At 62.0% G+C, this 21,617-nt stretch carries 18 protein-coding genes and 3 tRNA genes; 2 read left to right on the forward strand and 19 right to left on the reverse strand.

The window, feature by feature from the left end; all coding sequences use genetic code 11:
* Positions 1-184: 184 nt before the first annotated feature.
* Positions 185-1,468 carry an NAD(P)/FAD-dependent oxidoreductase gene (locus tag AB4O05_RS22610; protein ID WP_460135209.1) on the forward strand — a complete coding sequence of 428 codons (1,284 nt, stop codon included), beginning with the start codon at positions 185-187 and terminating at the stop codon, positions 1,466-1,468.
* A 222-nt stretch (positions 1,469-1,690) separates the two neighbouring features.
* Here AB4O05_RS22610 and AB4O05_RS22615 read toward each other — a convergent pair.
* From AB4O05_RS22615 to leuC, 19 genes are all read right to left on the reverse strand, one after another.
* Positions 1,691-1,767, reverse strand: a tRNA-Asp gene (locus AB4O05_RS22615).
* A 104-nt stretch (positions 1,768-1,871) separates the two neighbouring features.
* Positions 1,872-1,948 (reverse strand) — tRNA-Asp (locus tag AB4O05_RS22620).
* Between the two features lie 55 nt (positions 1,949-2,003).
* A tRNA-Val gene (locus tag AB4O05_RS22625) sits at positions 2,004-2,079 on the reverse strand.
* 107 nt (positions 2,080-2,186) lie between these two features.
* Positions 2,187-2,951, reverse strand: coding sequence for an SDR family oxidoreductase (locus tag AB4O05_RS22630; RefSeq protein ID WP_460135208.1), 765 nt, complete (start codon positions 2,949-2,951; stop codon positions 2,187-2,189).
* 11 nt (positions 2,952-2,962) lie between these two features.
* Entirely contained in the window at positions 2,963-4,174 is a 1,212-nt protein-coding gene (locus AB4O05_RS22635) for an O-succinylhomoserine sulfhydrylase (RefSeq protein WP_460135207.1), read from the reverse strand.
* 65 nt (positions 4,175-4,239) lie between these two features.
* Positions 4,240-5,745, reverse strand: a complete 1,506-nt coding sequence (gene purF, locus AB4O05_RS22640; RefSeq protein WP_460135206.1) for an amidophosphoribosyltransferase — start codon at positions 5,743-5,745, stop codon at positions 4,240-4,242.
* 41 nt (positions 5,746-5,786) lie between these two features.
* The gene (locus AB4O05_RS22645) at positions 5,787-6,344 is read right to left on the reverse strand and encodes a CvpA family protein (RefSeq protein WP_460135205.1); all 558 of its coding nucleotides are present in this window, start codon (positions 6,342-6,344) and stop codon (positions 5,787-5,789) included.
* A gap of 259 nt (positions 6,345-6,603) precedes the next feature.
* Positions 6,604-7,257, reverse strand: coding sequence for an SPOR domain-containing protein (locus tag AB4O05_RS22650; RefSeq protein ID WP_460135204.1), 654 nt, complete (start codon positions 7,255-7,257; stop codon positions 6,604-6,606).
* Positions 7,241-8,548: a bifunctional tetrahydrofolate synthase/dihydrofolate synthase gene (gene folC / locus AB4O05_RS22655; protein WP_460135203.1), complete on the reverse strand. Its 1,308-nt coding sequence runs from the start codon at positions 8,546-8,548 to the stop codon at positions 7,241-7,243. The genes AB4O05_RS22650 and folC overlap by 17 nt, the downstream gene beginning before the upstream one ends.
* Complete coding sequence (gene accD, locus AB4O05_RS22660) at positions 8,545-9,465, reverse strand: acetyl-CoA carboxylase, carboxyltransferase subunit beta (RefSeq protein WP_460164802.1); 921 nt, start codon at positions 9,463-9,465, stop codon at positions 8,545-8,547. Before accD ends, folC begins: the two co-directional genes overlap by 4 nt.
* Positions 9,466-9,709: 244 nt before the next feature.
* On the reverse strand, positions 9,710-10,342 hold the full coding sequence (locus AB4O05_RS22665) for a phosphoribosylanthranilate isomerase (protein ID WP_460135202.1): 633 nt from the start codon (positions 10,340-10,342) through the stop codon (positions 9,710-9,712).
* Between the two features lie 64 nt (positions 10,343-10,406).
* Positions 10,407-11,231, reverse strand: a complete 825-nt coding sequence (truA, locus tag AB4O05_RS22670) for a tRNA pseudouridine(38-40) synthase TruA (protein WP_460137515.1) — start codon at positions 11,229-11,231, stop codon at positions 10,407-10,409.
* Positions 11,232-11,368: 137 nt separating this feature from the next.
* The gene (locus AB4O05_RS22675) at positions 11,369-13,927 is read right to left on the reverse strand and encodes a FimV/HubP family polar landmark protein (RefSeq protein ID WP_460135201.1); all 2,559 of its coding nucleotides are present in this window, start codon (positions 13,925-13,927) and stop codon (positions 11,369-11,371) included.
* A gap of 163 nt (positions 13,928-14,090) precedes the next feature.
* The gene (locus AB4O05_RS22680) at positions 14,091-15,101 is read right to left on the reverse strand and encodes an aspartate-semialdehyde dehydrogenase (RefSeq protein ID WP_460135200.1); all 1,011 of its coding nucleotides are present in this window, start codon (positions 15,099-15,101) and stop codon (positions 14,091-14,093) included.
* 149 nt (positions 15,102-15,250) lie between these two features.
* Positions 15,251-16,363, reverse strand: a complete 1,113-nt coding sequence (asd, locus tag AB4O05_RS22685) for an aspartate-semialdehyde dehydrogenase (protein ID WP_460135199.1) — start codon at positions 16,361-16,363, stop codon at positions 15,251-15,253.
* 64 nt (positions 16,364-16,427) lie between these two features.
* Positions 16,428-17,510, reverse strand: coding sequence for a 3-isopropylmalate dehydrogenase (gene leuB / locus AB4O05_RS22690; protein WP_460135198.1), 1,083 nt, complete (start codon positions 17,508-17,510; stop codon positions 16,428-16,430).
* A 53-nt stretch (positions 17,511-17,563) separates the two neighbouring features.
* Positions 17,564-18,328 (reverse strand): class I SAM-dependent methyltransferase, encoded by a 765-nt coding sequence (locus AB4O05_RS22695; RefSeq protein ID WP_460135196.1) that lies wholly within the window; start codon positions 18,326-18,328, stop codon positions 17,564-17,566.
* Between the two features lie 133 nt (positions 18,329-18,461).
* Positions 18,462-19,106, reverse strand: a complete 645-nt coding sequence (gene leuD, locus AB4O05_RS22700; protein ID WP_460135195.1) for a 3-isopropylmalate dehydratase small subunit — start codon at positions 19,104-19,106, stop codon at positions 18,462-18,464.
* A 10-nt stretch (positions 19,107-19,116) separates the two neighbouring features.
* Complete coding sequence (gene leuC / locus AB4O05_RS22705) at positions 19,117-20,535, reverse strand: 3-isopropylmalate dehydratase large subunit (protein WP_460135194.1); 1,419 nt, start codon at positions 20,533-20,535, stop codon at positions 19,117-19,119.
* Between the two features lie 139 nt (positions 20,536-20,674).
* Between leuC and AB4O05_RS22710 the strand changes: the two genes are divergently transcribed.
* Positions 20,675-21,565, forward strand: a complete 891-nt coding sequence (locus AB4O05_RS22710; protein ID WP_460135193.1) for a LysR family transcriptional regulator — start codon at positions 20,675-20,677, stop codon at positions 21,563-21,565.
* Positions 21,566-21,617 lie beyond the last annotated feature (52 nt).

Here is a 21,617-nt window from a genome sequence, read left to right on the forward strand (position 1 = left end):
GCTGTGAGGCGGCATTCTACGGAATTCAGAAGGGGTGTCAACATCTTTTTTGCAGCTAACCCTATGAATATGCGAATTTTTTATTGGCGAGGGGCACACCCGTGATTTTTAGGTCGCTGGCAGGCAATTTTCAACTCAGGTAGGATCGAGTTACTCGTAAAAAATATAAAACAGAGGTTCCAGTATGGCGAACACCCCCTACCCCCAGTCGTATTACGCTGCTTCCGCCAATGCAGCTCCACCGCGCCCAATGCTGCAGGGTGAGGTCGAAACCGATGTGTGCGTAATTGGCGCCGGCTATACCGGCCTGTCCAGCGCGCTGTTTCTGCTGGAAAACGGTTTTCGCGTGACGGTACTGGAAGCCGCCAAGGTCGGCTTTGGCGCGTCAGGTCGTAATGGCGGGCAGATCGTCAACAGCTACAGCCGCGACATTGACGTGATCGAGCGCAGTGTCGGCCCCAGTCAAGCGCAGTTGCTGGGGCAAATGGCGTTTGAAGGCGGCAGGATTATTCGTGAGCGAGTGGCCAAGTATCAGATCCAATGCGACCTGAAGGATGGCGGTGTGTTCGCCGCGCTCAACAGCAAGCATATGGGGCATTTGGAGTCGCAGAAGCGCCTGTGGGAGCGCTACGGCCACACGCAGCTGGAGTTGCTGGACCAACGCCGCATCCGCGAGGTGGTCGCCTGTGACAACTATGTCGGCGGCCTGCTGGACATGAGCGGCGGGCACATCCACCCGCTCAACCTGGCGCTGGGGGAGGCAGCGGCCGTGGAGTCTCTCGGCGGTACGATCTACGAGCAGTCGGCGGCGGTGCGCATCGAGCGTGGCGCCAACCCGGTGGTGCATACCGCCGAAGGCAAGGTCAGGGCCAAGTTCATCATCGTCGCGGGCAATGCCTACCTGGGCAACCTGGTGCCGGAACTGGCAGCCAAGTCGATGCCCTGCGGCACGCAAGTCATTACCACGGCACCGCTGGGGGATGAGCTGGCCAAGACCCTCCTGCCGCAGGATTACTGCGTGGAAGACTGCAACTACCTGCTCGATTACTACCGCCTTACAAGCGATAAGCGCCTGATCTTCGGCGGTGGCGTGGTGTACGGCGCGCGCGACCCGGCAAACATAGAGGCGATCATCCGACCGAAAATGCTCAAAGCCTTCCCGCAACTCAAGGATGTGAAAATTGACTACGCGTGGACGGGCAATTTCCTGCTGACCCTGTCGCGCTTGCCACAGGTCGGCCGCCTGGGCGACAACATCTATTACTCACAGGGCTGCAGCGGCCATGGCGTCACGTACACGCACCTGGCAGGCAAGGTACTGGCGGAGGCTCTGAGAGGCCAGGCCGAGCGTTTTGATGCGTTTGCCGACCTGCCGCACTATCCTTTCCCGGGCGGGCAACTGTTGCGCACGCCGTTTGCGGCGATGGGGGCTTGGTATTACGGGCTGCGGGACAAGCTGGGGTTCTGATTGAACGGCTTGCCTGCAATAGTGACACCGCAGACTGATGGGACCGAGTCGCGGCTATCGCAGGCAAGCCAGCTCCCACGCGGCTTGCTGGGATACCCTGGCCAACACCAAATCGCAGACACAAAAAACCCCGGTCTTTCGACCAGGGTCTTTGCTATCGGATCAAAGTAGCCAGAGGCGTGCTTTGTGCTTCAAGGCGTTCAGTAGGCCTTGAGGCAGATATGGCGCAGCGGACGGGACTCGAACCCGCGACCCCCGGCGTGACAGGCCGGTATTCTAACCGACTGAACTACCGCTGCGTATCGCTTGAGCAATTGAGCGTAAACCCTCAACCGTCTTTAAACATCTGATCGATCAGCCTGAGCTGTTCAATCTCAAGCTCGAAAATCGAACCTGGAAAATATGGCGCAGCGGACGGGACTCGAACCCGCGACCCCCGGCGTGACAGGCCGGTATTCTAACCGACTGAACTACCGCTGCGCGTCGGTGCAACCTTTAACGTTGCGTCTTGCCCTAGGACAAAACTCTCAAGAAGTGGTGGGTGATGACGGGATCGAACCGCCGACCCTCTGCTTGTAAGGCAGATGCTCTCCCAGCTGAGCTAATCACCCTTTGCTTCGTTGAGGCCGCGAAATTTACGCAGGTAGCAGACCTAAGTCAATAGCCTGCTTGAAGTTTTTCTGAAAAAGACAAAATTGCTTCAAGACGGCCAGCCACCCTACTCGGCGTAAATCATCTTCTTGCTCATGCCGCCATCCACCACGAACTCTTGCCCGGTGACAAACCCGGACTGGCGCGACAGCAGCCACGCCACCATCGCCGCCACGTCTTCGACCGTGCCGACCCGGCCCGCCGGATGCTGGGCGTGATCGGCGTCCGCCAGCGGCTCGGCACGCCGCGCAGCGGGGTCCCGCGCATCGATCCAACCGGGGCTGACGGCATTGACCCGCACTTCCGGCCCCAGGCTGATGGCCAACGCGTGCGTCAGCGCCAACAGGCCGCCCTTGCTCGCCGCATAGGCTTCGGTGTCCGCCTCCGATTGACGGGCCCGGGTCGAAGCCAGGTTGACGATCGCCCCGCCATGGGCACGCAGGTACGGCGCACAGTGCTTGGCCAGCAGCATCGGCCCACTGAGGTTCACCGCCAGCACCCGATTCCAGTAGGCCAGGTCGAGGCTTTCCAGGGTGGTATTGCGCGGGTCGGCCACCGCCGCATTGCACACCAACGCGTCCAGGCGCCCGAATTGCCCGAGCACCTCAGCAACGCATTGGGCGACCTGCTTCTCGTCGGCCACATCCATGGTGATGAACCAGGCGTTCTCGCCCAGCACCTTGGACACTTTGGAACCGCGCTCACGGTCCAGATCGGTCAAGACCACCTGCCAGCCTTCGCTGATCAGCCACGCCGCGATACCGAGGCCAATGCCACGCGCGGCCCCCGTCACCAGCGCGACACGCCCGTTAGCAGCCACAGCGGCCTCCATGGACCACTCGATCACAAGGCAGCCAGCCCGCGGGCCAGGTCTGCCTGCAAGTCGGCCACGTCTTCCAGGCCCACCGCAACGCGGATCAAACTGTCACGGATACCCGCCGCCTCACGCTCCTGCGGCGACAGGCGACCGTGGGAAGTAGTGCCCGGGTGAGTGATGGTAGTTTTGCTATCACCCAGGTTGGCGGTGATGGAAATCAGGCGCGTGGCATCGATAAAGCGCCAGGCGCCCTCCTTGCCGCCCCTCACCTCAAAGCTCACCACGGCGCCGAAACCACGTTGCTGGCGCTGGGCCAACGCATGTTGCGGGTGGCTCTTGAGCCCGGCGTAGTGCACCTTCTCGATACCCTCCTGCTGTTCCAGCCATTCGGCCAGGGCCTGGGCGTTGGCGCAATGGGCCTTCATGCGCAGGCTGAGGGTCTCGAGGCCCTTGAGGAAGACCCAGGCATTGAACGGGCTCAGGGTGGGGCCGGCGGTGCGCAAAAAGCCCACCACTTCCTTCATCTGCTCGCCGCGACCGGCGACCACACCACCCATGCAACGGCCCTGGCCGTCGATGAACTTGGTGGCTGAGTGCACAACGATATCCGCGCCCAGCTTCAGCGGCTGCTGCAAGGCTGGCGTGCAGAAGCAATTGTCGACCACCAGCATTGCGCCCTTGGCATGAGCCACTTCGGACAACGCGGCGATATCCACCAACTCGGCCAGCGGGTTGGACGGCGACTCGACGAACAGCAATTTCGTATTGGCCTTGATCGCCGCGTCCCAGCCGGACAGATCCGCCAGTGGCACGTAGTCCACTTCGATACCGAAGCGCTTGAAGTACTTCTCGAACAGGCTGATGGTCGAGCCAAACACGCTGCGCGACACCAGCACATGGTCGCCGGCACTGCACAGACTCATGACCACCGCCAGGATCGCCGCCATGCCGGTAGCGGTGGCTACCGCCTGCTCAGCGCCTTCCAGCGCCGCGATACGCTCTTCGAACGCGCGCACAGTCGGGTTGGTGTAGCGCGAATACACGTTGCCCGGCACTTCGCCAGCGAAGCGCGCAGCGGCATCGGCGGCGGTGCGGAACACGTAGCTGGAGGTGAAGAACATCGGGTCGCCATGCTCACCTTCCGGGGTACGGTGCTGGCCGGCACGCACAGCCAGGGTATCGAAAGCTACGCCATCGAGGTCGCTGTCCAACCGACCGGCATCCCATTCCTGACTCATGCTGCCACTCCTTACTCAATGCTTTATTCAAGAGACAAAACCGGCCCCTCAGGGCCGGTGTCTACTCAGTTGTTGTACAGATCGATGATCGCGCTGACCGCCTGGGTCTTGATCTTCGAGGAGTCGTTACGCGCCTGCTCGATCTTGTCCAGGTAGGCTTCATCGACGTCGCCGGTCACGTACTTGCCATCGAACACGGCGCAGTCGAACTGCTCGATCTTGATCTTGCCGCCGCCGACCGCTTCGATCAGGTCCGGCAGATCCTGGTAGATCAGCCAATCGGCGCCGATCAGGTCGGCCACGTCCTGGGTCGTGCGGTTGTGGGCGATCAGTTCGTGAGCGCTCGGCATGTCGATACCGTAGACGTTCGGGTAACGCACGGCGGGCGCCGCGGAGCAGAAGTAAACGTTCTTCGCACCGGCTTCACGGGCCATCTGGATGATCTGCTTGCAGGTGGTGCCGCGCACGATGGAGTCGTCCACCAGCATCACGTTCTTGCCGCGAAACTCCAGCTCGATGGCATTGAGCTTCTGGCGTACCGACTTCTTGCGCGCTGCCTGGCCAGGCATGATAAAGGTGCGACCGATGTAGCGATTCTTGACGAAACCTTCGCGGAACTTGACGCCCAGGTGGTTGGCCAACTCCAGCGCCGCGGTGCGGCTGGTGTCCGGGATCGGGATCACCACGTCAATATCGTGCTCGGGACGCTCGCGCAGGATCTTGTCGGCCAGCTTCTCGCCCATGCGCAGACGCGCCTTGTACACCGAGACACCGTCGATGATCGAATCCGGACGCGCCAGGTAGACGTGTTCGAAGATGCACGGGGTGAGTGTCGGCGCCACGGCGCACTGGCGGGTGTGCAGCTTGCCATCTTCGGTGATGTACACCGCCTCGCCCGGCGCAAGATCGCGGATCAAGGTGAAACCCAGTACGTCCAGGGACACGCTTTCGGAAGCGATCATGTATTCAACGCCTTCGTCGGTATGACGCTGGCCGAACACGATCGGGCGGATGCCGTGCGGGTCGCGGAAACCGACGATACCGTAGCCGGTGATCATCGCCACTACCGCGTAGCCACCGACGCAGCGGTTGTGCACGTCGATCACGGCGGCGAACACGTCTTCTTCGGTCGGCTGCAGCTTGCCGCGCTGGGCCAGTTCGTGGGCGAACACGTTGAGCAGCACTTCCGAGTCGGAACTGGTGTTGACATGGCGCAGGTCAGATTCGTAAATCTCCTTGGCCAGCTGTTCAACATTGGTGAGGTTACCGTTGTGCGCCAGGGTGATGCCGTAAGGCGAGTTGACGTAAAACGGTTGAGCTTCGGCCGACGTCGAGCTACCGGCAGTCGGGTAACGCACATGACCAATACCCATGTGCCCGACCAGGCGCTGCATGTGACGCTGATGGAACACGTCACGTACCAGGCCGTTGTCCTTGCGCAGGAATAACCGGCCGTCATGGCTGGTCACAATACCGGCAGCGTCCTGGCCGCGGTGCTGGAGGACGGTTAGCGCGTCATACAGCGCCTGATTGACGTTCGACTTACCGACGATACCGACGATGCCACACATGCGACGCAACCCCTACTTAATGAATCTTGACTGAACACCGCTTACTGAGGCGTTTTGGCCGGTAAGAGGTGTTCCTTGAACGGAAGATCAGCGGGTACGCTGATTCCGCTGGCCAGCCACTGACTGCTCCACCCCAGAATGAGGTTCTTGGACCAATCGGCAACCAATAGAAATTTTGGCACGAGTACCGACTCCTGCCACCATGCATCCTGCTGTACCGGCCCCAGGCTCAACAGCCCGACCGCCACTACCACCAGCAACGCGCCACGCGCGGCGCCGAAGGCCATGCCGAGAAATCGATCGGTACCGGAAAGGCCGGTGACACGTATCAACTCGCCAATAAGATAATTGACCATTGCCCCCACCAGCAGCGTGGCGATGAACATGATGGCGCAGCCCGCGATGACGCGGGCCGAAGGTGTCTCGATGTATCCGGCCAGGTAAACCGACAGCGAACCGCCGAACATCCAGGCTACGATCCCTGCGATGATCCAGGTCAGCAGCGACAGTGCTTCTTTTACGAAGCCGCGGCTGAGACTGATCAAAGCGGAGATGGCGACGATGGCGACAATCGCCCAATCAACCCAGGTAAATGGCACGTTTGAGCCTACGGACGGATAAGGCGGCGCATTTTAGCAGAGCGTCGGGCTGTCGGTAAGCGGTGTTTTCGGCCGCTTTGCAAAACAGTAGCTTGTGGCGAGGAAATGCGATTTCAACCCCACCACAAAACCAATGTGGGAGCGGGCTTGCTCGCGAATGCGTTGTGTCAGTCAATAGATGTGTCGACTGGTCCACTGCATTAGCGAGCAAGCCCGCTCCCACATTTAGATCGCATTGCCAACCGGAGTCGGCAACTATTCAGCTACGCTCAGGCTGGAAGCGGGTGACAAAACCCTTCAGGTTCTGCTGGCGATCCAGCAAGTCCCGCAGGCGGTCCGCCTCGGCGCGCTCGATCAGCGGCCCGATAAACACTCGGTTCTTGCCATCAGCACTGCGGATATAGGCGTTATACCCTTGGGCACGCAGTTTCTTCTGCAGAGCGTCAGCCCCTTCCCGATTGCCCAGGCTGGCCACCTGGATCGACCAACTGATCGGCAAACCATTTGGGTCGATGCGACTCTGCCCCACATCCGGCTTGCCCGGCGCGGCGGGTTGCGGCGTCACCGGCTTAGGCGCGGATGCCGGCTTGGCGGCTGCGGCAGGCGCAGCGGGAGCTGGTTTGACCACGGGCACGCTTGGCTGCACCGGCATTGACGGCGCCTGCTGCGCAGCCAGCTCCTCATCGCTCGGCACTGGCTCTTCTTCGGGCAGCGCCTGCGGTTCAGGCACCACCACCGGCTCAACCTGCACCTGCGGCACGGCGGGCGCCTGGGGCGCCGCCGGGGCCTCGACGACGACCTGACGCTGTTCGTCCTGACGGGAAAACAGCATCGGCAGGAAGATCACCGCCAACGCCACCAGCACCAAGGCGCCGACCATCCGCTGCTTGTATGCGCTATCCAGTAATGCCATGTGCAGCTTCCTCCGTGGAGCGCCGGGCCAACCACTCAAGCGCCTCGGCAACACAATAAAATGATCCGAACAACAGAATCTCGTCCTCGGCCGCTGCCACCTCGCACTGAGCCTCCAGCGCGGCGGTGACGCTTGCATACGACGTCACGGGCGTCGCAAGGTTCTGCAATGCCATTTCCAGTTCAGCGGCCGGACGACTGCGCGGCGTACCCAGCGGCGCCACCGCCCAAGCCTGCACACAGCCCAGCAATGGCGCAACCACGCCCTCAAGGTCCTTGTCGGCCAGCAGCCCGAATACCGCCAGACGACGACCAGCAAGCGGCTTGCGCGACAAACGCCTGGCCAGGTACTCGGCCGCATGGGGGTTATGCCCCACATCCAGCAGCAGGTTGAGGTGCTTGCCACGCCACTCGAACTCACGGTGATCCAGGCGCCCCACCACACGGGTGGCCAGCAGCGTCGCAGCAATCTGCGCGGCATTCCACGGCAGGTCCAGCAACAGATAGGCTTGCAGCGCGAGCGCGGCGTTTTCCATCGGCAGGTTCAGCAGCGGCAAATCGCGCAGTTCCACGATATGGCCATGCGCATCGCGCCCGCGCCATTGCCAGTACTGGTCGCCGACCTCGAGGTTGAATTCATGCCCCCGCAGAAAAAACGGGCAATCCAGCTCACGCACCTTATCCAACAGGGGTTGCGGCGGATCAAGGTCGCCGCACAACGCCGGCTTGCCCGGGCGGAAGATCCCGGCCTTTTCATACGACACCGACTCGCGGGTATCCCCCAGGTAATCGGTATGATCCACGCCAATACTGGTGACCAGCGCCAAGTCGGCGTCCACCACATTGACGGTGTCCAGACGCCCGCCCAGCCCCACTTCCAGCACCACCACATCCAGGCGCGCACGCTCGAACAGCCAGAGCGCCGCCAGGGTGCCCATCTCGAAGTACGTCAGGGAAATCTCGCCCCGCCCGGCATCCAGCGCGGCGAAGGCTTCGCAGAGTTGCTCGTCGGTGGCTTCGACGCCATTGAGCTGCACCCGTTCGTTATAACGCAGCAGGTGCGGCGAGCTGTACACGCCCACTTTCAGCCCTTGGGCGTGCAGCAGCGCGGCGACAAAGGCACAGGTAGAGCCTTTGCCGTTGGTGCCGGTCACCGTGATCACACGCGGTGCCGGCCGACCCAACCCCAGGCGGGCCGCTACCTGTTGCGAGCGCTCCAGGCCCATGTCGATGGCGGACGGATGCAACTGCTCAAGGTAGGCGAGCCATTCGCCCAGGGTACGCTGGGTCATAGGTTCGCAGGCACCGGAGGAACGACGATTGGCTCGACCTTGGGAGCAACGTACACAGGCGTCGGCAGGCCCATCATTTGTGCCAGCAGGCTACCCAGGCGTGGACGCAGCTCACCGCGCGGGATGATCATGTCGATTGCACCGTGCTCCAGCAGGAACTCGCTGCGCTGGAAGCCTTCCGGCAGTTTTTCCCGCACGGTCTGCTCGATCACGCGCGGGCCGGCAAAGCCGATCAGGGCTTTAGGCTCGCCGACGATCACATCGCCGAGCATTGCCAGGCTGGCGGAAACGCCGCCGTAGACCGGATCGGTCAGCACGGAGATGAACGGGACGCCCTCTTCGCGCAGACGCGCCAGTACCGCCGAGGTCTTGGCCATTTGCATCAGGGAAATCAGGGCTTCCTGCATCCGCGCGCCACCGGAAGCGGCGAAGCAGATCATCGGGCAACGGTTTTCCAGGGCGTAGTTGGCGGCGCGAACAAAGCGCTCGCCGACGATGGCGCCCATGGAGCCGCCCATGAAGGAGAACTCGAACGCCGAGACCACCACTGGCATGCCCAGCAGCTTGCCACTGACGGAGATCAGCGCATCCTTCTCACCGGTCTGCTTTTGCGCAGCGGTCAGGCGGTCCTTGTACTTCTTGCCATCGCGGAACTTGAGACGGTCAACCGGCTCCAGGTCGGCGCCCAGCTCGTGACGGCCATCGGCGTCGAGGAAAATGTCGATGCGGGCGCGGGCGCCGATACGCATGTGGTGGTTGCACTTGGGGCAAACGTCCAGGGTCTTTTCCAGTTCCGGGCGGTACAGCACCGCGTCGCAGGATGGGCACTTGTGCCACAAGCCTTCAGGAACCGAGCTTTTTTTCACCTCGGAACGCATGATCGAAGGGATCAGTTTGTCTACTAACCAGTTGCTCATGCTTTCTTTCTCCAGTACCGGTGGCTTGAACACAGCCCCGCGTATGCCCTTGAGCTAAATTCATTTGTGGCGATGACCCAGGCTGGACGGGGTCAGACGTTCGACCTGCCATTTCCAGCCTGCATCCTCAGCCTTCCAGACAACCTGCCAGCGCAGGGTTGCCACTTCGTTTCCGGGCCACCTGCAGGTGGCGCCGGGCTGTTTTACACAGTGGTAGTTATGGACGGCGGCAGACTGCCAGCCGTCACATCCCGACACCGCTGTTGCGCACGGCCTGCATGAACGCGCGAATCTTGCTGTGATCCTTGATTCCCTTACCCTGCTCTACCCCACCGCTGACGTCCACCGCATACGGGCGAACCCGGTCGATGGCCGCCGCGACATTTCCGGGGTTGAGCCCACCCGCCAGGATGATCGGCATGCTCAGGCCCGCCGGAATCAGCGACCAATCAAACGCCTCCCCCGTACCACCGGGCACGCCTTCGACATAAGTGTCCAGCAGAATCCCGCGCGCTCCGCCATAGGCGGCACACGCGCTGGCGATATCGTCCCCGGCCTTGACCCGCAGCGCCTTGATATACGGGCGCTGATAGCTTTCACATTCCTCGGGGGTTTCATCGCCATGAAACTGCAGCAGATCCAGCTGCACAGCATCCAGGGTTTCGTTGAGTTCGCAGCGGCTGGCGTTGACGAACAAGCCCACGGTGGTCACGAACGGCGGCAGTGCCTGGATGATCGCCCGCGCCTGCAACACATTCACCGCCCGTGGACTCCAGGCATAAAACACCAAACCGATGGCATCCGCACCCGCCTCGACTGCCGCCAGCGCGTCTTCGATGCGGGTAATCCCGCAAATCTTGCTGCGAACGGCAGACATATCGTAGAAACCTCAGGGTTTGCGCCGGGAAAGTCCCGGATGGTAACAAAAGCTTTTCCGGGCGTCAGCCGCCAAGTTCGCTGAAACCCGTGAGGAAGTGTGGCCCGATGAAACGCTCCGGCAGCTCGAACTCGTCGCGGTACTCGACCTCCACCAGATACAGGCCGAACGGATGGGCCGTCACCCCGCCGGTACGGCGAATGCGGCTTTCGAGTACTTCCCTGGCCCATTCCACCGGGCGTTCGCCAGTGCCGATGGTCATCAGCACACCCGCAATGTTGCGCACCATGTGATGCAGGAACGCGCCAGCACGAATATCCAGCACGATCATCTTGCCGTGGCGGGTCACCCGTAGATGATGGACTTCCTTGATCGGCGACTTGGCCTGGCACTGGCCGGCCCGGAAGGCGCTGAAATCATGCACGCCCACCAGATGCTGCGCGGCCTCGGCCATACGTTCGGCGTCCAGCGGGCGGTGGTTCCAGGTGATCTCTTCGTTAAGGTGCGCCGGACGGATCTGGTCGTTGTAGATCACGTAGCGGTAACGCCGGGCAATCGCCTTGAAGCGCGCATGAAAGTGCGCAGGCATGACCTTGGCCCAGCTGACGCTGACGTCATGGGGCAAATTGATATTGGCGCCCATCACCCACGCCTTCATCGAGCGTTCGGCCTGGGTATCGAAGTGCACCACCTGGCCACAGGCGTGCACACCGGCGTCGGTACGCCCGGCGCACATCAGCGATACCGGTGAGTCGGCCACCTTGGACAGGGCCTTTTCCAACGTTTCCTGCACGGTCGGCACACCCGACGCCTGGCGCTGCCAGCCGCGATAGCGCGAGCCTTTGTATTCCACGCCGAGGGCGATACGGTAAAAGCCTGCGGCCGCCATTTCGGCGGCCGCGTTATCTATATTTGCCAAGAACTGAGAGCCCGATGAGTTGCGCAAAGGCATCCATTATAAGGGCGGCTGTCGCGTGGCGGGCGCTTTTGTCAGGGATCGCCCCCACACCGGCCATGCGTCAGCCGTCAGAGTTTGCCAAGCATTTCCTTGGCTTCGCTGCGCTGCCCCTCGTCGCCCTCGGCCAGCACTTCGGCAAGGATGTCTTTCGCGCCGCTCGCATCACCCATGTCGATATAGGCCTGGGCCAGGTCGAGCTTGGTGGCGACCTCATTGGTGCCGGACAGGAAATCGAACTCCGGCTCGTCAGCGCCCAGTGCCGCATCTTCAGCGGTGAAGGTGTGCTCGATCGGCGGATGCTCCAGGCTCTGGGACAGACGATCCAGCTCGGCGTTGACATCGTCCAGCTCCGAAGCGAAGGCATCGGGCCTGGCCGTCGCATCCGGCTCGTCCGCCAGAGACAGGTCGAAATCTTCCGGCAGGTCGAAATCGTCCTGCGCCGCCGGCGTGAGGGTCGGCGGCTCGACCGCGGGCACGTCCTTCACCTGCCCTTCAAGGCCAGAGAGGAAGTCATCGTCCGATTGAGCCGAGGCGGGTGCATCCAGCTGCAGGTCCAGGTCAAAGTCCGACAGATCATCCTGACTCGCCTTGGGCTCTGTCTGTTCCTGCAGGAGCGCTGCAAACGTGCGCTCATCGTCAAGATTGGCGGGCGAGACCGCTTCAAGATCGTCCAGGCTCAGATCAAAATCGGTGTCGACCGCCTCGGGCGCGGGTGCCGGGGCTGCTGGCTTGTCTTCCAACAGGTCCTTGACGTACTGGGCGTCCAGGGCCGCCGCCGCCACTGCGGCGCTCACGCCGGCGGCCAGTACGGCCATGGCCGGGAAACGACTCTTGAGCTGTTCGACCTGGGCGTGATTTTCACCATTGGCCACCAGCTGACGCTCCTGGGTGACGAAACCGTCCTTGTCGCCTTGCAGGCCGTAGACCTCCATCAGCTTCAGGCGCAGGTCGCTGCGCTTGGGCTCGTGCTTGATGCCTTGTTCCAGCACGTCGGCAGCCTGGTTCAGATGGCCACGGTCGATATGGGATTGGGCCTGGGCCAGCGCATCGTTGGCGTTTTGCTGGGCCACGGCCGCCGCGAGCGGCGCGAGTACGGACGCAACCGTCGGTGCCATCGCCGCCGGCGCAACCACCGGAGCGGGCGCGGGCGTCGTGGTCAGCTTGACGTTAGGCGGCGGTACTTCGAGGCCTTCGAAGCTGTCCGATGGCAGATCCTGATCGATATTGGAGCTAAACAGCGGCTCTTCAGCCAGGGCACGCGCCATGCGCAGGTGCTTTTCCTCTTCGCGACGGGCATTGCGATGACGCGCCCACAGCAGCAGGAGCAACAGCACCACCAGGCCAGCCGCGCCGCCGATAACACCGAGCACCACCGGATTGGTCAGCAGCTCATTGAATTTGCCGTCGGTGGTCGAGACTGGCGCGGCATCGGGCTTGGCGGCCTCGGCGAGTGGCGTAACGGGCGTCGGCGCCGCTGCAGGTGCTGCAGGTGCTGCTGGCGCGGCCGCAGGTTCGCCGGCCAACTGCGCGGGCATCGCCGCCGTCGCCGGGGCTGCCGGGTCACCTTTCTCAGCCTGCAAACGCGCCAGTTGATCGTTTTTCAGTTGGATCAGCTTTTGCAGCTTGTCCAACTGGCTCTGCAAGTCGGCAGCGCGGCTCTTGAGTTCTTCGTTGTCGCGGCGCGTGGTGTCCAGTTGTTCCTGGGTCATCGCCAGCTTGTCGCCGAGGGCCTGGCTGTCTCCCGCCTTGCCTTTGCCGCCTTTCCTGGCCGCTTCAGCCGAGACCAGGCTCAGGTTGTCTTGGGTTTGAGTGGTCGATGGCGCATTGCCCGCCTGGGTGCGCCTGGTGGCGTCCAACTGCTGCTTGCCGGTTGCCTGGTTAGCCGCGGAACGACGGCCCTGGCGCCACGCGGCGTTCTGCGCCGCCACTTCGGCGATGGCTTTAGGTTGGGACAGCGCAGTGCTTTGAACGGTATCAGGCAGACGCAGGACATGGCCGGTTTTCAAACGGTTGATATTGCCGTCGACAAAGGCACCGGGGTTCAGCGCCTGAATGGCCAGCATGGTCTGCTGCACGGAGGCGCCATTACGGTGCTTCGCGGCGATTTCCCACAAAGTGTCGCGGGACGTGGTGGTGTGCAAGACAGGCTTGCTCGGCGTCGGCCCACTGCTGGCCGGCGCGCTCAAGCGAGGCGCGGGCGTTGTGGCGGCGGGTGCCGACTGGTCGAACTTGGCCGGGTCGAGCAGCACACTGTAGTCGCGCATCAAACGGCCGTTAGGCCATTGCACCTGCAGCAGGAAACGTACGTAGGAATCAGGCAGCGGCTTGCTGGAGGTGACGCGCACCACGCTGCGGCCATTGGGATTGATCACCGGGGTGAACGTCAGGTCATTGAGAAACGCCTGGCGATCCACGCCCGCATCCACAAACGCCTGGGATGAGGCCAGGCTCGGGGTGATCTCGGCAGCCGTCAGGCCACCGACATCGAGCAATTCGATTTCCACCGACAACGGCTGGTTCAAGGTCGACTTGAGGGTCATTTCCCCCAGTTGCAGCGCCTGCGCCATACCGGAGGACAGCGCCGAGGCGGCCGCTATTGCTAACACCAGTTTGCGAACTTGAACCATAGCCTCATCCTTTGTTTGAACACTCCCCGGCCGGCGAGAAGGTTGGTAACCGCTTGCCATAAGGCATGGCGAGCCGATAGGTCACCGACGCGCAATTGTTCCTGCTTGGGGCCAAGCATAGCGCCTGGTTAGAATCAATCTACAAATTGCCGCCAAGTATCTTTTACGCAAGGCCTTTTATCAACAACTGCGCCAACTGCACGGCGTTCAGCGCCGCGCCTTTGCGTACGTTATCTGACGTCAGCCACAGATTTAGTTCCGCCGGATCATCCACCCCGGCGCGAACCCGCCCCACATAGACCACATCCTGGCCGACGGCATCGCCCACCGCTGTTGGGTAATCCCCCTCTTCCACCAGCTCTATACCAGGAGCGGCCTCGAGTGCGCGATTGACGGCAGCCAGATCGACCGGTGCGCTCAGTTGCAATGAGACAGTCAGGCTATCGCCGAAAAACACCGGGGCTTGAACGCAGGTTGCGGAAATCTTTAGCAAAGGATTTTCCAGCACGGCACGCAATTCGTGTACGAGACGCTTCTCCAGGGCCGTATGACCCTGGGCGTCTGGCTTGCCGACCTGTGCCAGCAGGTTGAAAGCCATCTGCCGATCAAAGAACTGTGGTTCCAGTGGGCGCACATTCAGCAGCTCGGCGGTTTGCCGCGCCAGCTCGCTGACCGCTTCGCGCCCCAGGGCAGACACCGCCAGGCTGGCAGTGACACTGACACGCTGGATGTCCACCACCGCGCGCAACGGCGCGAGCACCACCGCCAGGTTGGTCGCGGACGGGCTCGGGCTGGCGAGCTGGAAGGGTTTTTTCAGGCCCTTGAGTATATGGGCATTGGCTTCCGGCACCACCTGCGGCGCTTGCTCGACGGGCAAGGCACCTGACAAGTCGATCACCGAACACCCCGCCGCGATGGCGCGCGGCGCGAAGCTCAGGGTCACCGCCGGACCAGCGGCGAAAAACGCCAGTTGCGCCTTGCTGAAATCGAACTCGTCGACCTCCCGCACTCGCACGTTCTTACCACGAAACGGCAACGACGCACCGGCTGAATTATTGCCCGCCAGCAGATGCAGGGTGCCTACCGGGAATGCCAGTTCTTCGAGAATCTGCACCAGGGTTTCGCCAACGGTGCCGGTGGCGCCGATTACGGCGATTTCAAAGGTCTGGGTCATGAGGGCTGCCTCGGGCATTGCGGGGAGGAGCGGCACTTTACCGGGTGCCTGGGGGTGAGGCAATTAACCTGGGCCTGCGATAGGGCCATGACAAGCAATAAAAAACCCGCGCCTGTCACCAGTTGCGGGTTTTTTACTGCTTCAAAAAATCAACGCTCCAGCAAGATCCGCAGCATGCGACGCAGCGGCTCGGCCGCGCCCCACAGCAGTTGGTCGCCGACGGTAAAGGCGCCCAGGAACTGGCTGCCCATGTTCAGCTTGCGCAGACGGCCCACCGGTACATTCAGGGTGCCGGTGACCTTGGTCGGGCTCAGCTCCTGCATGCTGATGTCGCGGTTGTTCGGTACCAGCTTGACCCAAGGGTTATGCTGGCTGATCAGCCCTTCGATATCGGCGATCGGCACGTCTTTGTTGAGCTTGATGGTCAGCGCCTGGCTGTGGCAACGCATGGCGCCGATACGCACGCAGATACCATCCACCGGGATCGGGTTCTTGAAGCGACCGAGGATCTTGTTGGTTTCGGCCTGGGCCTTCCACTCTTCGCGGCTCTGGCCGTTTGGCAGTTCTTTGTCGATCCACGGGATCAGGCTACCCGCCAATGGCACGCCAAAGTTCTCGGTCGGGTAGGCATCGCTGCGCATGGCTTCGGCCACACGGCGGTCGATGTCGAGGATCGCGCTGGCCGGGTCGGCCAGTTGATCGGCAACAGCGGCGTGGGTCGCGCCCATCTGCTTGATCAGCTCACGCATGTTCTGCGCGCCGGCGCCGGAGGCTGCCTGATAGGTCATGGCGCTCATCCACTCGACCAGGCCGGCTTCGAACAGGCCACCCAGGCCCATCAGCATCAGGCTGACGGTGCAGTTGCCGCCGACATAGTTCTTGGTGCCGGCATCCAGCTGCTGGTCGATGACCCTGCGGTTGACCGGGTCGAGGATGATCACCGCGTCGTCCTGCATGCGCAGGCTCGAGGCGGCATCGATCCAGTAACCCTGCCAGCCGGCTTCGCGCAGCTTGGGGAAGACTTCGCTGGTGTAGTCGCCACCCTGGCAGGTCAGGATCACGTCGAGGGTTTTCAGCTCGTCAATGCTGTAGGCGTCCTTGAGCGGGGCAATATCCTTGCCCACGGACGGCCCTTGGCCACCCACGTTCGAGGTGGTGAAAAACACCGGCTCGATAAGATCGAAATCCTGCTCTTCCAGCATCCGCTGCATGAGCACGGAACCGACCATACCGCGCCAACCGATCAGACCTACACGTTTCATCGCAACTACACCTTGTTAAAAAGTGGGCCGCCTTGCAGCAACAACTGCAAGTGGGCCCGAGAGATTACAGATTCCGCAGCGCGGCGACTACTGCGTCGCCCATTTCTTGCGTACCGACTTTGGTGCAACCCTGCGACCAGATATCGCCGGTGCGCAAGCCCTGGTCCAGCACCAGGCTCACCGCCTTCTCGATCGCGTCCGCCGCCACGCTCAGGTTGAAGCTGTAACGCAGCATCATCGAGACCGACAAAATGGTCGCCAGCGGGTTGGCAATGTCCTGGCCGGCAATGTCAGGCGCCGAGCCGTGGCAAGGCTCGTACATGCCCTTGTTGTGGGTGTCCAGGGACGCCGACGGCAGCATGCCGATGGAGCCGGTGAGCATCGAGGCCTGGTCGGACAGGATGTCGCCGAACAGGTTGTCGGTGACGATCACGTCAAACTGCTTGGGCGCACGCACCAGTTGCATGGCGGCGTTGTCGACGTACATGTGGCTCAACTCGACGTCCGGGTAGTCCTTGGCGACTTCCTCGACGATTTCGCGCCACAGTTGGCTGGAAGCCAGTACGTTGGCCTTGTCCACCGAGCAGACCTTCTTGCCACGCACGCGGGCCATATCGAAACCGACACGGGCAATACGGCGGATTTCGCTCTCGCTGTACGGCAGGGTGTCGTAGGCCTGGCGCTCGCCATTGGGCAGCTCACGCACGCCACGTGGCGAGCCAAAGTAGATACCGCCGGTCAGTTCACGCACGATCAGGATGTCCAGGCCCGCCACCACTTCCGGCTTGAGGCTCGAGGCATCCGCCAGTTGCGGGTAGAGGATCGCCGGACGCAGGTTGCCGAACAGGCCCAGTTGCGCGCGGATCTTGAGCAGGCCGCGCTCAGGGCGGATATCACGTTCGATCTTGTCCCATTTCGGGCCACCCACGGCGCCCAGCAGCACGGCGTCGGCGGCACGGGCACGGTCCAGGGTTTCGTCGGCCAGCGGCACGCCATGCTTGTCGATGGCGGCACCGCCAATCACGTCGTGGCTCAGCTCGAAGCCCAGACTGTACTTGGTGTTGGCCAACTCCAGGACCTTGACCGCTTCGGCCATGATTTCCGGACCAATACCGTCGCCAGGGAGAATCAGAATCTGCTTGCTCATGGGTTCCTCATTTCATCAAGCGACCCGCCCGTGGGCAGGTCGGGAAAAATCAATCAGCGTTCGGCCCACACCACCAGCACGTCGGTGCTGAAGGTGCCGTCGGCTTGAATTTCGTAATAATCACGCACTTCCTGGCCCATCGCCTGCTGCAGCTCAAGGATCGCCGCGCGCAGGGCTTGAGGTGTGCGCATGCGCTCGACCCATGAGGTGTATTCCAGGCGCAGGCGTTGGCGGCTGCTGTTGCGCACATGCAGACCGGCTTCACTGAGCTGGCGCATCCACTCGGCGGCGGAGTAGTCGCGCACGTGGCTGGTGTCGCGCAACACTTCGACGGTTTGCAGGTAAGTGTCCAACAGCGGGCTGCCCGGTGACAAGACGTCGACAAACGCCGCCATCCCACCCGGTTTAAGCACGCGGCGCACTTCGCGCAACGCCAGGCCGAGGTCGCTCCAGTGGTGGGCCGAATAACGGCTGAACACGAAGTCAAACTCGCCATCGGCAAACGGCAGACGTTCGGCGGCGCCGTTTACGGTGCTGATATTGGTGAAACCACGTTCTTGCGCAGCGGCTGCAACCACGTCGAGCATTTGCTGGGACAGGTCGTAGGCGACCACTTCCTTGACCAATGGCGCCACCTGGAAACTCACATGCCCGGCACCGCAGCCCAGGTCCAGCAGGCGCGCGGCGCCCTGCCCGGCCAGTTCGGCCTGGAGCAGCGCGAATTCGGTGCCCTGGGCGTGCACGGCACTGCTCAGGTAGGCGGCAGCCTGCTCGCCGAATTGTTTTTGCACGACTTGGGTGTGGGCGGCGGTGGTCATGGAAAGCTCCTTCTGGTGGTGCTTTTTTGTAGGAGCAAGCTTGCTCGCGAAGGCCGCCAACGCTGACACTGACAGCCTGAAACAACGCTCGCGCCTTGGGCTTTTTCGCGAGCGAGCTCGCTCCTACAGTGGGTTATGCGTCGCGAAACAACCAGGGCTGGCTGGCCCGGTGTTTGGCCTCAAACGCAGCAATCGCATCGCCGTCCTGCAAGGTCAGGCCGATATCGTCCAGGCCATTGATCAGGCAGTGCTTGCGGAAGGCGTCCACTTCGAAGTGGTACACCTTGCCATCCGGGCGGGTCACGGTTTGCGCGGCCAGGTCGATGGTCAACTGGTAGCCCACATCGGCCTCCACTTGCTTGAACAGTTCGTCGACCTCTTCGTCGGTCAAGATGATCGGCAACAGGCCGTTCTTGAAGCTGTTGTTGAAGAAGATGTCGGCGTAGCTCGGCGCAATGATGCTGCGAAAGCCATATTCCTCCAGGGCCCACGGCGCGTGCTCACGGCTGGAGCCGCAGCCGAAGTTTTCTCGGGCCAGTAATACGCTGGCACCCTGGTAGCGTTCGGCGTTGAGCACGAAGTCTTTGTTCAGCGGGCGCTTGGAGTTGTCCTGGTAGGCGTAACCCACGTCCAGGTAGCGCCACTCATCGAACAGGTTCGGGCCAAAACCAGTGCGCTTGATCGACTTCAAGAACTGCTTGGGGATGATCTGGTCGGTGTCCACGTTGGCGCGGTCCAACGGTGCGACAAGACCTGTGTGCTGGGTAAAAGCTTTCATCGGGGATTCCTCAGATCAATTCGCGAACGTCGATGAAACGACCGTTGACGGCAGCAGCGGCGGCCATCGCCGGGCTGACCAGGTGGGTACGACCACCGGCACCCTGGCGCCCTTCGAAGTTACGGTTGGAAGTCGAGGCGCAATGCTCGCCCGACTCCAGGCGGTCCGGGTTCATCGCCAGGCACATCGAGCAGCCCGGCTCGCGCCATTCAAAACCGGCTTCGAGGAAGATCTTGTCCAGGCCTTCGGCTTCGGCCTGCGCTTTGACCAGGCCCGAACCCGGCACCACGATGGCTTGCTTGATGGTCGCCGCCACTTTACGGCCCTTGGCGATCACCGCCGCGGCCCGCAGGTCTTCGATCCGCGAGTTGGTGCAGGAGCCGATGAATACGCGATCCAACTGGATATCGGTGATCGCCTGGTTGGCTTTCAAGCCCATGTACTTCAAGGCGCGCTCGATGGAACCGCGCTTGACCAGGTCGGCCTCTTTGGCCGGGTCCGGCACGTTCTGGTCGACGGCCAGGACCATTTCCGGGGAGGTGCCCCAGCTGACCTGCGGCTTGATCTGCGCGGCGTCGAGGTCAACCACGGTGTCGAACACCGCGTCGGCGTCGGACACCAGGTCTTTCCAGGCCTCAACCGCGGCGTCCCAGTCAGCGCCTGTGGGTGCAAACGGACGGCCTTTGACGTACTCAACGGTCTTGTCGTCAGCCGCCACCATACCCACGCGGGCACCGGCCTCGATGGACATGTTGCAGATGGTCATGCGGCCTTCGATGGACAGGTCACGAATGGCGCTGCCGGCGAACTCGATGGCATGGCCGTTACCGCCGGCGGTGCCGATCTTGCCGATCACGGCGAGGACGATGTCCTTGGCGGTCACACCGAAGGGCAAGGTACCTTCGACGCGAACCAGCATGTTCTTCATTTTCTTGGCAACCAGGCACTGGGTGGCGAACACATGTTCCACCTCGGAAGTGCCGATGCCATGGGCCAGGGCGCCGAAGGCACCGTGGGTGGAGGTGTGAGAGTCACCGCAGACCACGGTCATGCCGGGCAAGGTGGCACCCTGCTCCGGGCCGATCACGTGCACGATGCCTTGACGCACGTCATTCATCTTGAATTCGGTGATGCCATATTCGTCGCAATAGTCGTCAAGGGTCTGCACCTGCAGGCGCGACACGGTGTCGACGATGGCGTCGATACCGCCCTTGCGCTCCGGGGTGGTCGGCACGTTGTGGTCCGGAGTGGCGATGATCGAGTCGACGCGCCAAGGCTTGCGCCCGGCCAGTCGCAGGCCTTCGAACGCTTGGGGCGAGGTCACTTCATGGATGATGTGACGGTCGATATAGATCAGCGACGACCCATCATCGCGCCGTTTCACTTCATGGGAATCCCAAAGCTTGTCGTAAAGCGTTTTGCCGGCCATCAGTCGGTCCTCATCAGCGGTGTTTCATACGCCGGGCTTTTCAATAACCCTTTGGCTTGTGAGGCTGATGGTATGGCGCTACATTAAATAACTCAAATTCATATTTTTTATGCTTTGGATTACCAACTGGAATACACCAATGGACCTGGCCAACCTCAATGCGTTTATTGCCATCGCCGAGACCGGCAGCTTCTCCGGCGCCGGTGAACGCCTGCACCTGACCCAACCGGCCATCAGCAAGCGGATCGCCGGGCTGGAGCAGCAACTGAAAGTGCGCCTGTTTGATCGTTTGGGCCGTGAAGTGGGCTTGACCGAAGCCGGACGGGCACTGCTGCCACGTGCTTATCAGATCCTCAACGTGCTGGACGACACGCGCCGCGCGCTCACCAACCTGACCGGCGAAGTCAGCGGGCGTCTCACCCTGGCCACCAGTCACCATATCGGCCTGCACCGTCTGCCGCCGGTGCTGCGCACCTTTACCCGGGAATACCCGAACGTGGCGCTGGATATTCAGTTTCTCGATTCGGAAGTGGCCTACGAAGAAATCCTCCACGGCCGCGCCGAAGTCGCCGTAATTACCCTGGCACCCGATCCCCACCACCTGGTAAGCGCCACCCCGGTATGGCACGACCCACTGGACTTCGTGGTGGCGCCGGAGCACAGCCTGATCGGCAACGGCAGGGTCAGCCTGGCCGACATTGCCGGCCACCCGGCGGTTTTCCCCGGCGGCAACACCTTTACCCACCATATCGTCAGGCGTCTGTTTGAAGCCCAGGGCCTCACGCCGAACATCGCGATGAGCACTAACTATTTGGAAACGATCAAGATGATGGTGTCCATTGGCCTGGCCTGGAGTGTGTTACCGCGCACCATGCTCGACGACCAGGTCGCCAGTATCGCTTTGCCAGGCATACAACTCAGTCGCCAGCTAGGCTATATCGTGCACACTGAAAGGACGCTGTCGAATGCTGCGCGGGCTTTCATGAGCCTGCTGGATGCACAGGTCGATCTGCCAGGGGTACCGGTATGACATTGTGCGGCCGCAGGTTTCTGAGTAAAACCGCGCTGTTTGCCCATCGAAT

It is taken from the genome of Pseudomonas sp. S1_G07 (genome assembly GCF_054668565.1).

Bases quoted from the DNA above. Each gene is read 5' to 3' on its own strand.
- AB4O05_RS22610 (WP_460135209.1), top strand. From the start codon at position 185: ATGGCGAACACCCCCTACCCCCAGTCGTATTACGCTGCTTCCGCCAAT.
- AB4O05_RS22630 (WP_460135208.1), bottom strand. From the start codon at position 2,951: ATGGAGGCCGCTGTGGCTGCTAACGGGCGTGTCGCGCTGGTGACGGGG.
- AB4O05_RS22635 (WP_460135207.1), bottom strand. From the start codon at position 4,174: ATGAGTCAGGAATGGGATGCCGGTCGGTTGGACAGCGACCTCGATGGC.
- purF (WP_460135206.1), bottom strand. From the start codon at position 5,745: ATGTGTGGCATCGTCGGTATCGTCGGTAAGTCGAACGTCAATCAGGCG.
- AB4O05_RS22650 (WP_460135204.1), bottom strand. From the start codon at position 7,257: ATGGCATTACTGGATAGCGCATACAAGCAGCGGATGGTCGGCGCCTTG.
- folC (WP_460135203.1), bottom strand. From the start codon at position 8,548: ATGACCCAGCGTACCCTGGGCGAATGGCTCGCCTACCTTGAGCAGTTG.
- accD (WP_460164802.1), bottom strand. From the start codon at position 9,465: ATGAGCAACTGGTTAGTAGACAAACTGATCCCTTCGATCATGCGTTCC.
- AB4O05_RS22665 (WP_460135202.1), bottom strand. From the start codon at position 10,342: ATGTCTGCCGTTCGCAGCAAGATTTGCGGGATTACCCGCATCGAAGAC.
- truA (WP_460137515.1), bottom strand. From the start codon at position 11,231: ATGGCGGCCGCAGGCTTTTACCGTATCGCCCTCGGCGTGGAATACAAA.
- AB4O05_RS22675 (WP_460135201.1), bottom strand. From the start codon at position 13,927: ATGGTTCAAGTTCGCAAACTGGTGTTAGCAATAGCGGCCGCCTCGGCG.
- AB4O05_RS22680 (WP_460135200.1), bottom strand. From the start codon at position 15,101: ATGACCCAGACCTTTGAAATCGCCGTAATCGGCGCCACCGGCACCGTT.
- asd (WP_460135199.1), bottom strand. From the start codon at position 16,363: ATGAAACGTGTAGGTCTGATCGGTTGGCGCGGTATGGTCGGTTCCGTG.
- leuB (WP_460135198.1), bottom strand. From the start codon at position 17,510: ATGAGCAAGCAGATTCTGATTCTCCCTGGCGACGGTATTGGTCCGGAA.
- AB4O05_RS22695 (WP_460135196.1), bottom strand. From the start codon at position 18,328: ATGACCACCGCCGCCCACACCCAAGTCGTGCAAAAACAATTCGGCGAG.
- leuD (WP_460135195.1), bottom strand. From the start codon at position 19,106: ATGAAAGCTTTTACCCAGCACACAGGTCTTGTCGCACCGTTGGACCGC.
- leuC (WP_460135194.1), bottom strand. From the start codon at position 20,535: ATGGCCGGCAAAACGCTTTACGACAAGCTTTGGGATTCCCATGAAGTG.
- AB4O05_RS22710 (WP_460135193.1), top strand. From the start codon at position 20,675: ATGGACCTGGCCAACCTCAATGCGTTTATTGCCATCGCCGAGACCGGC.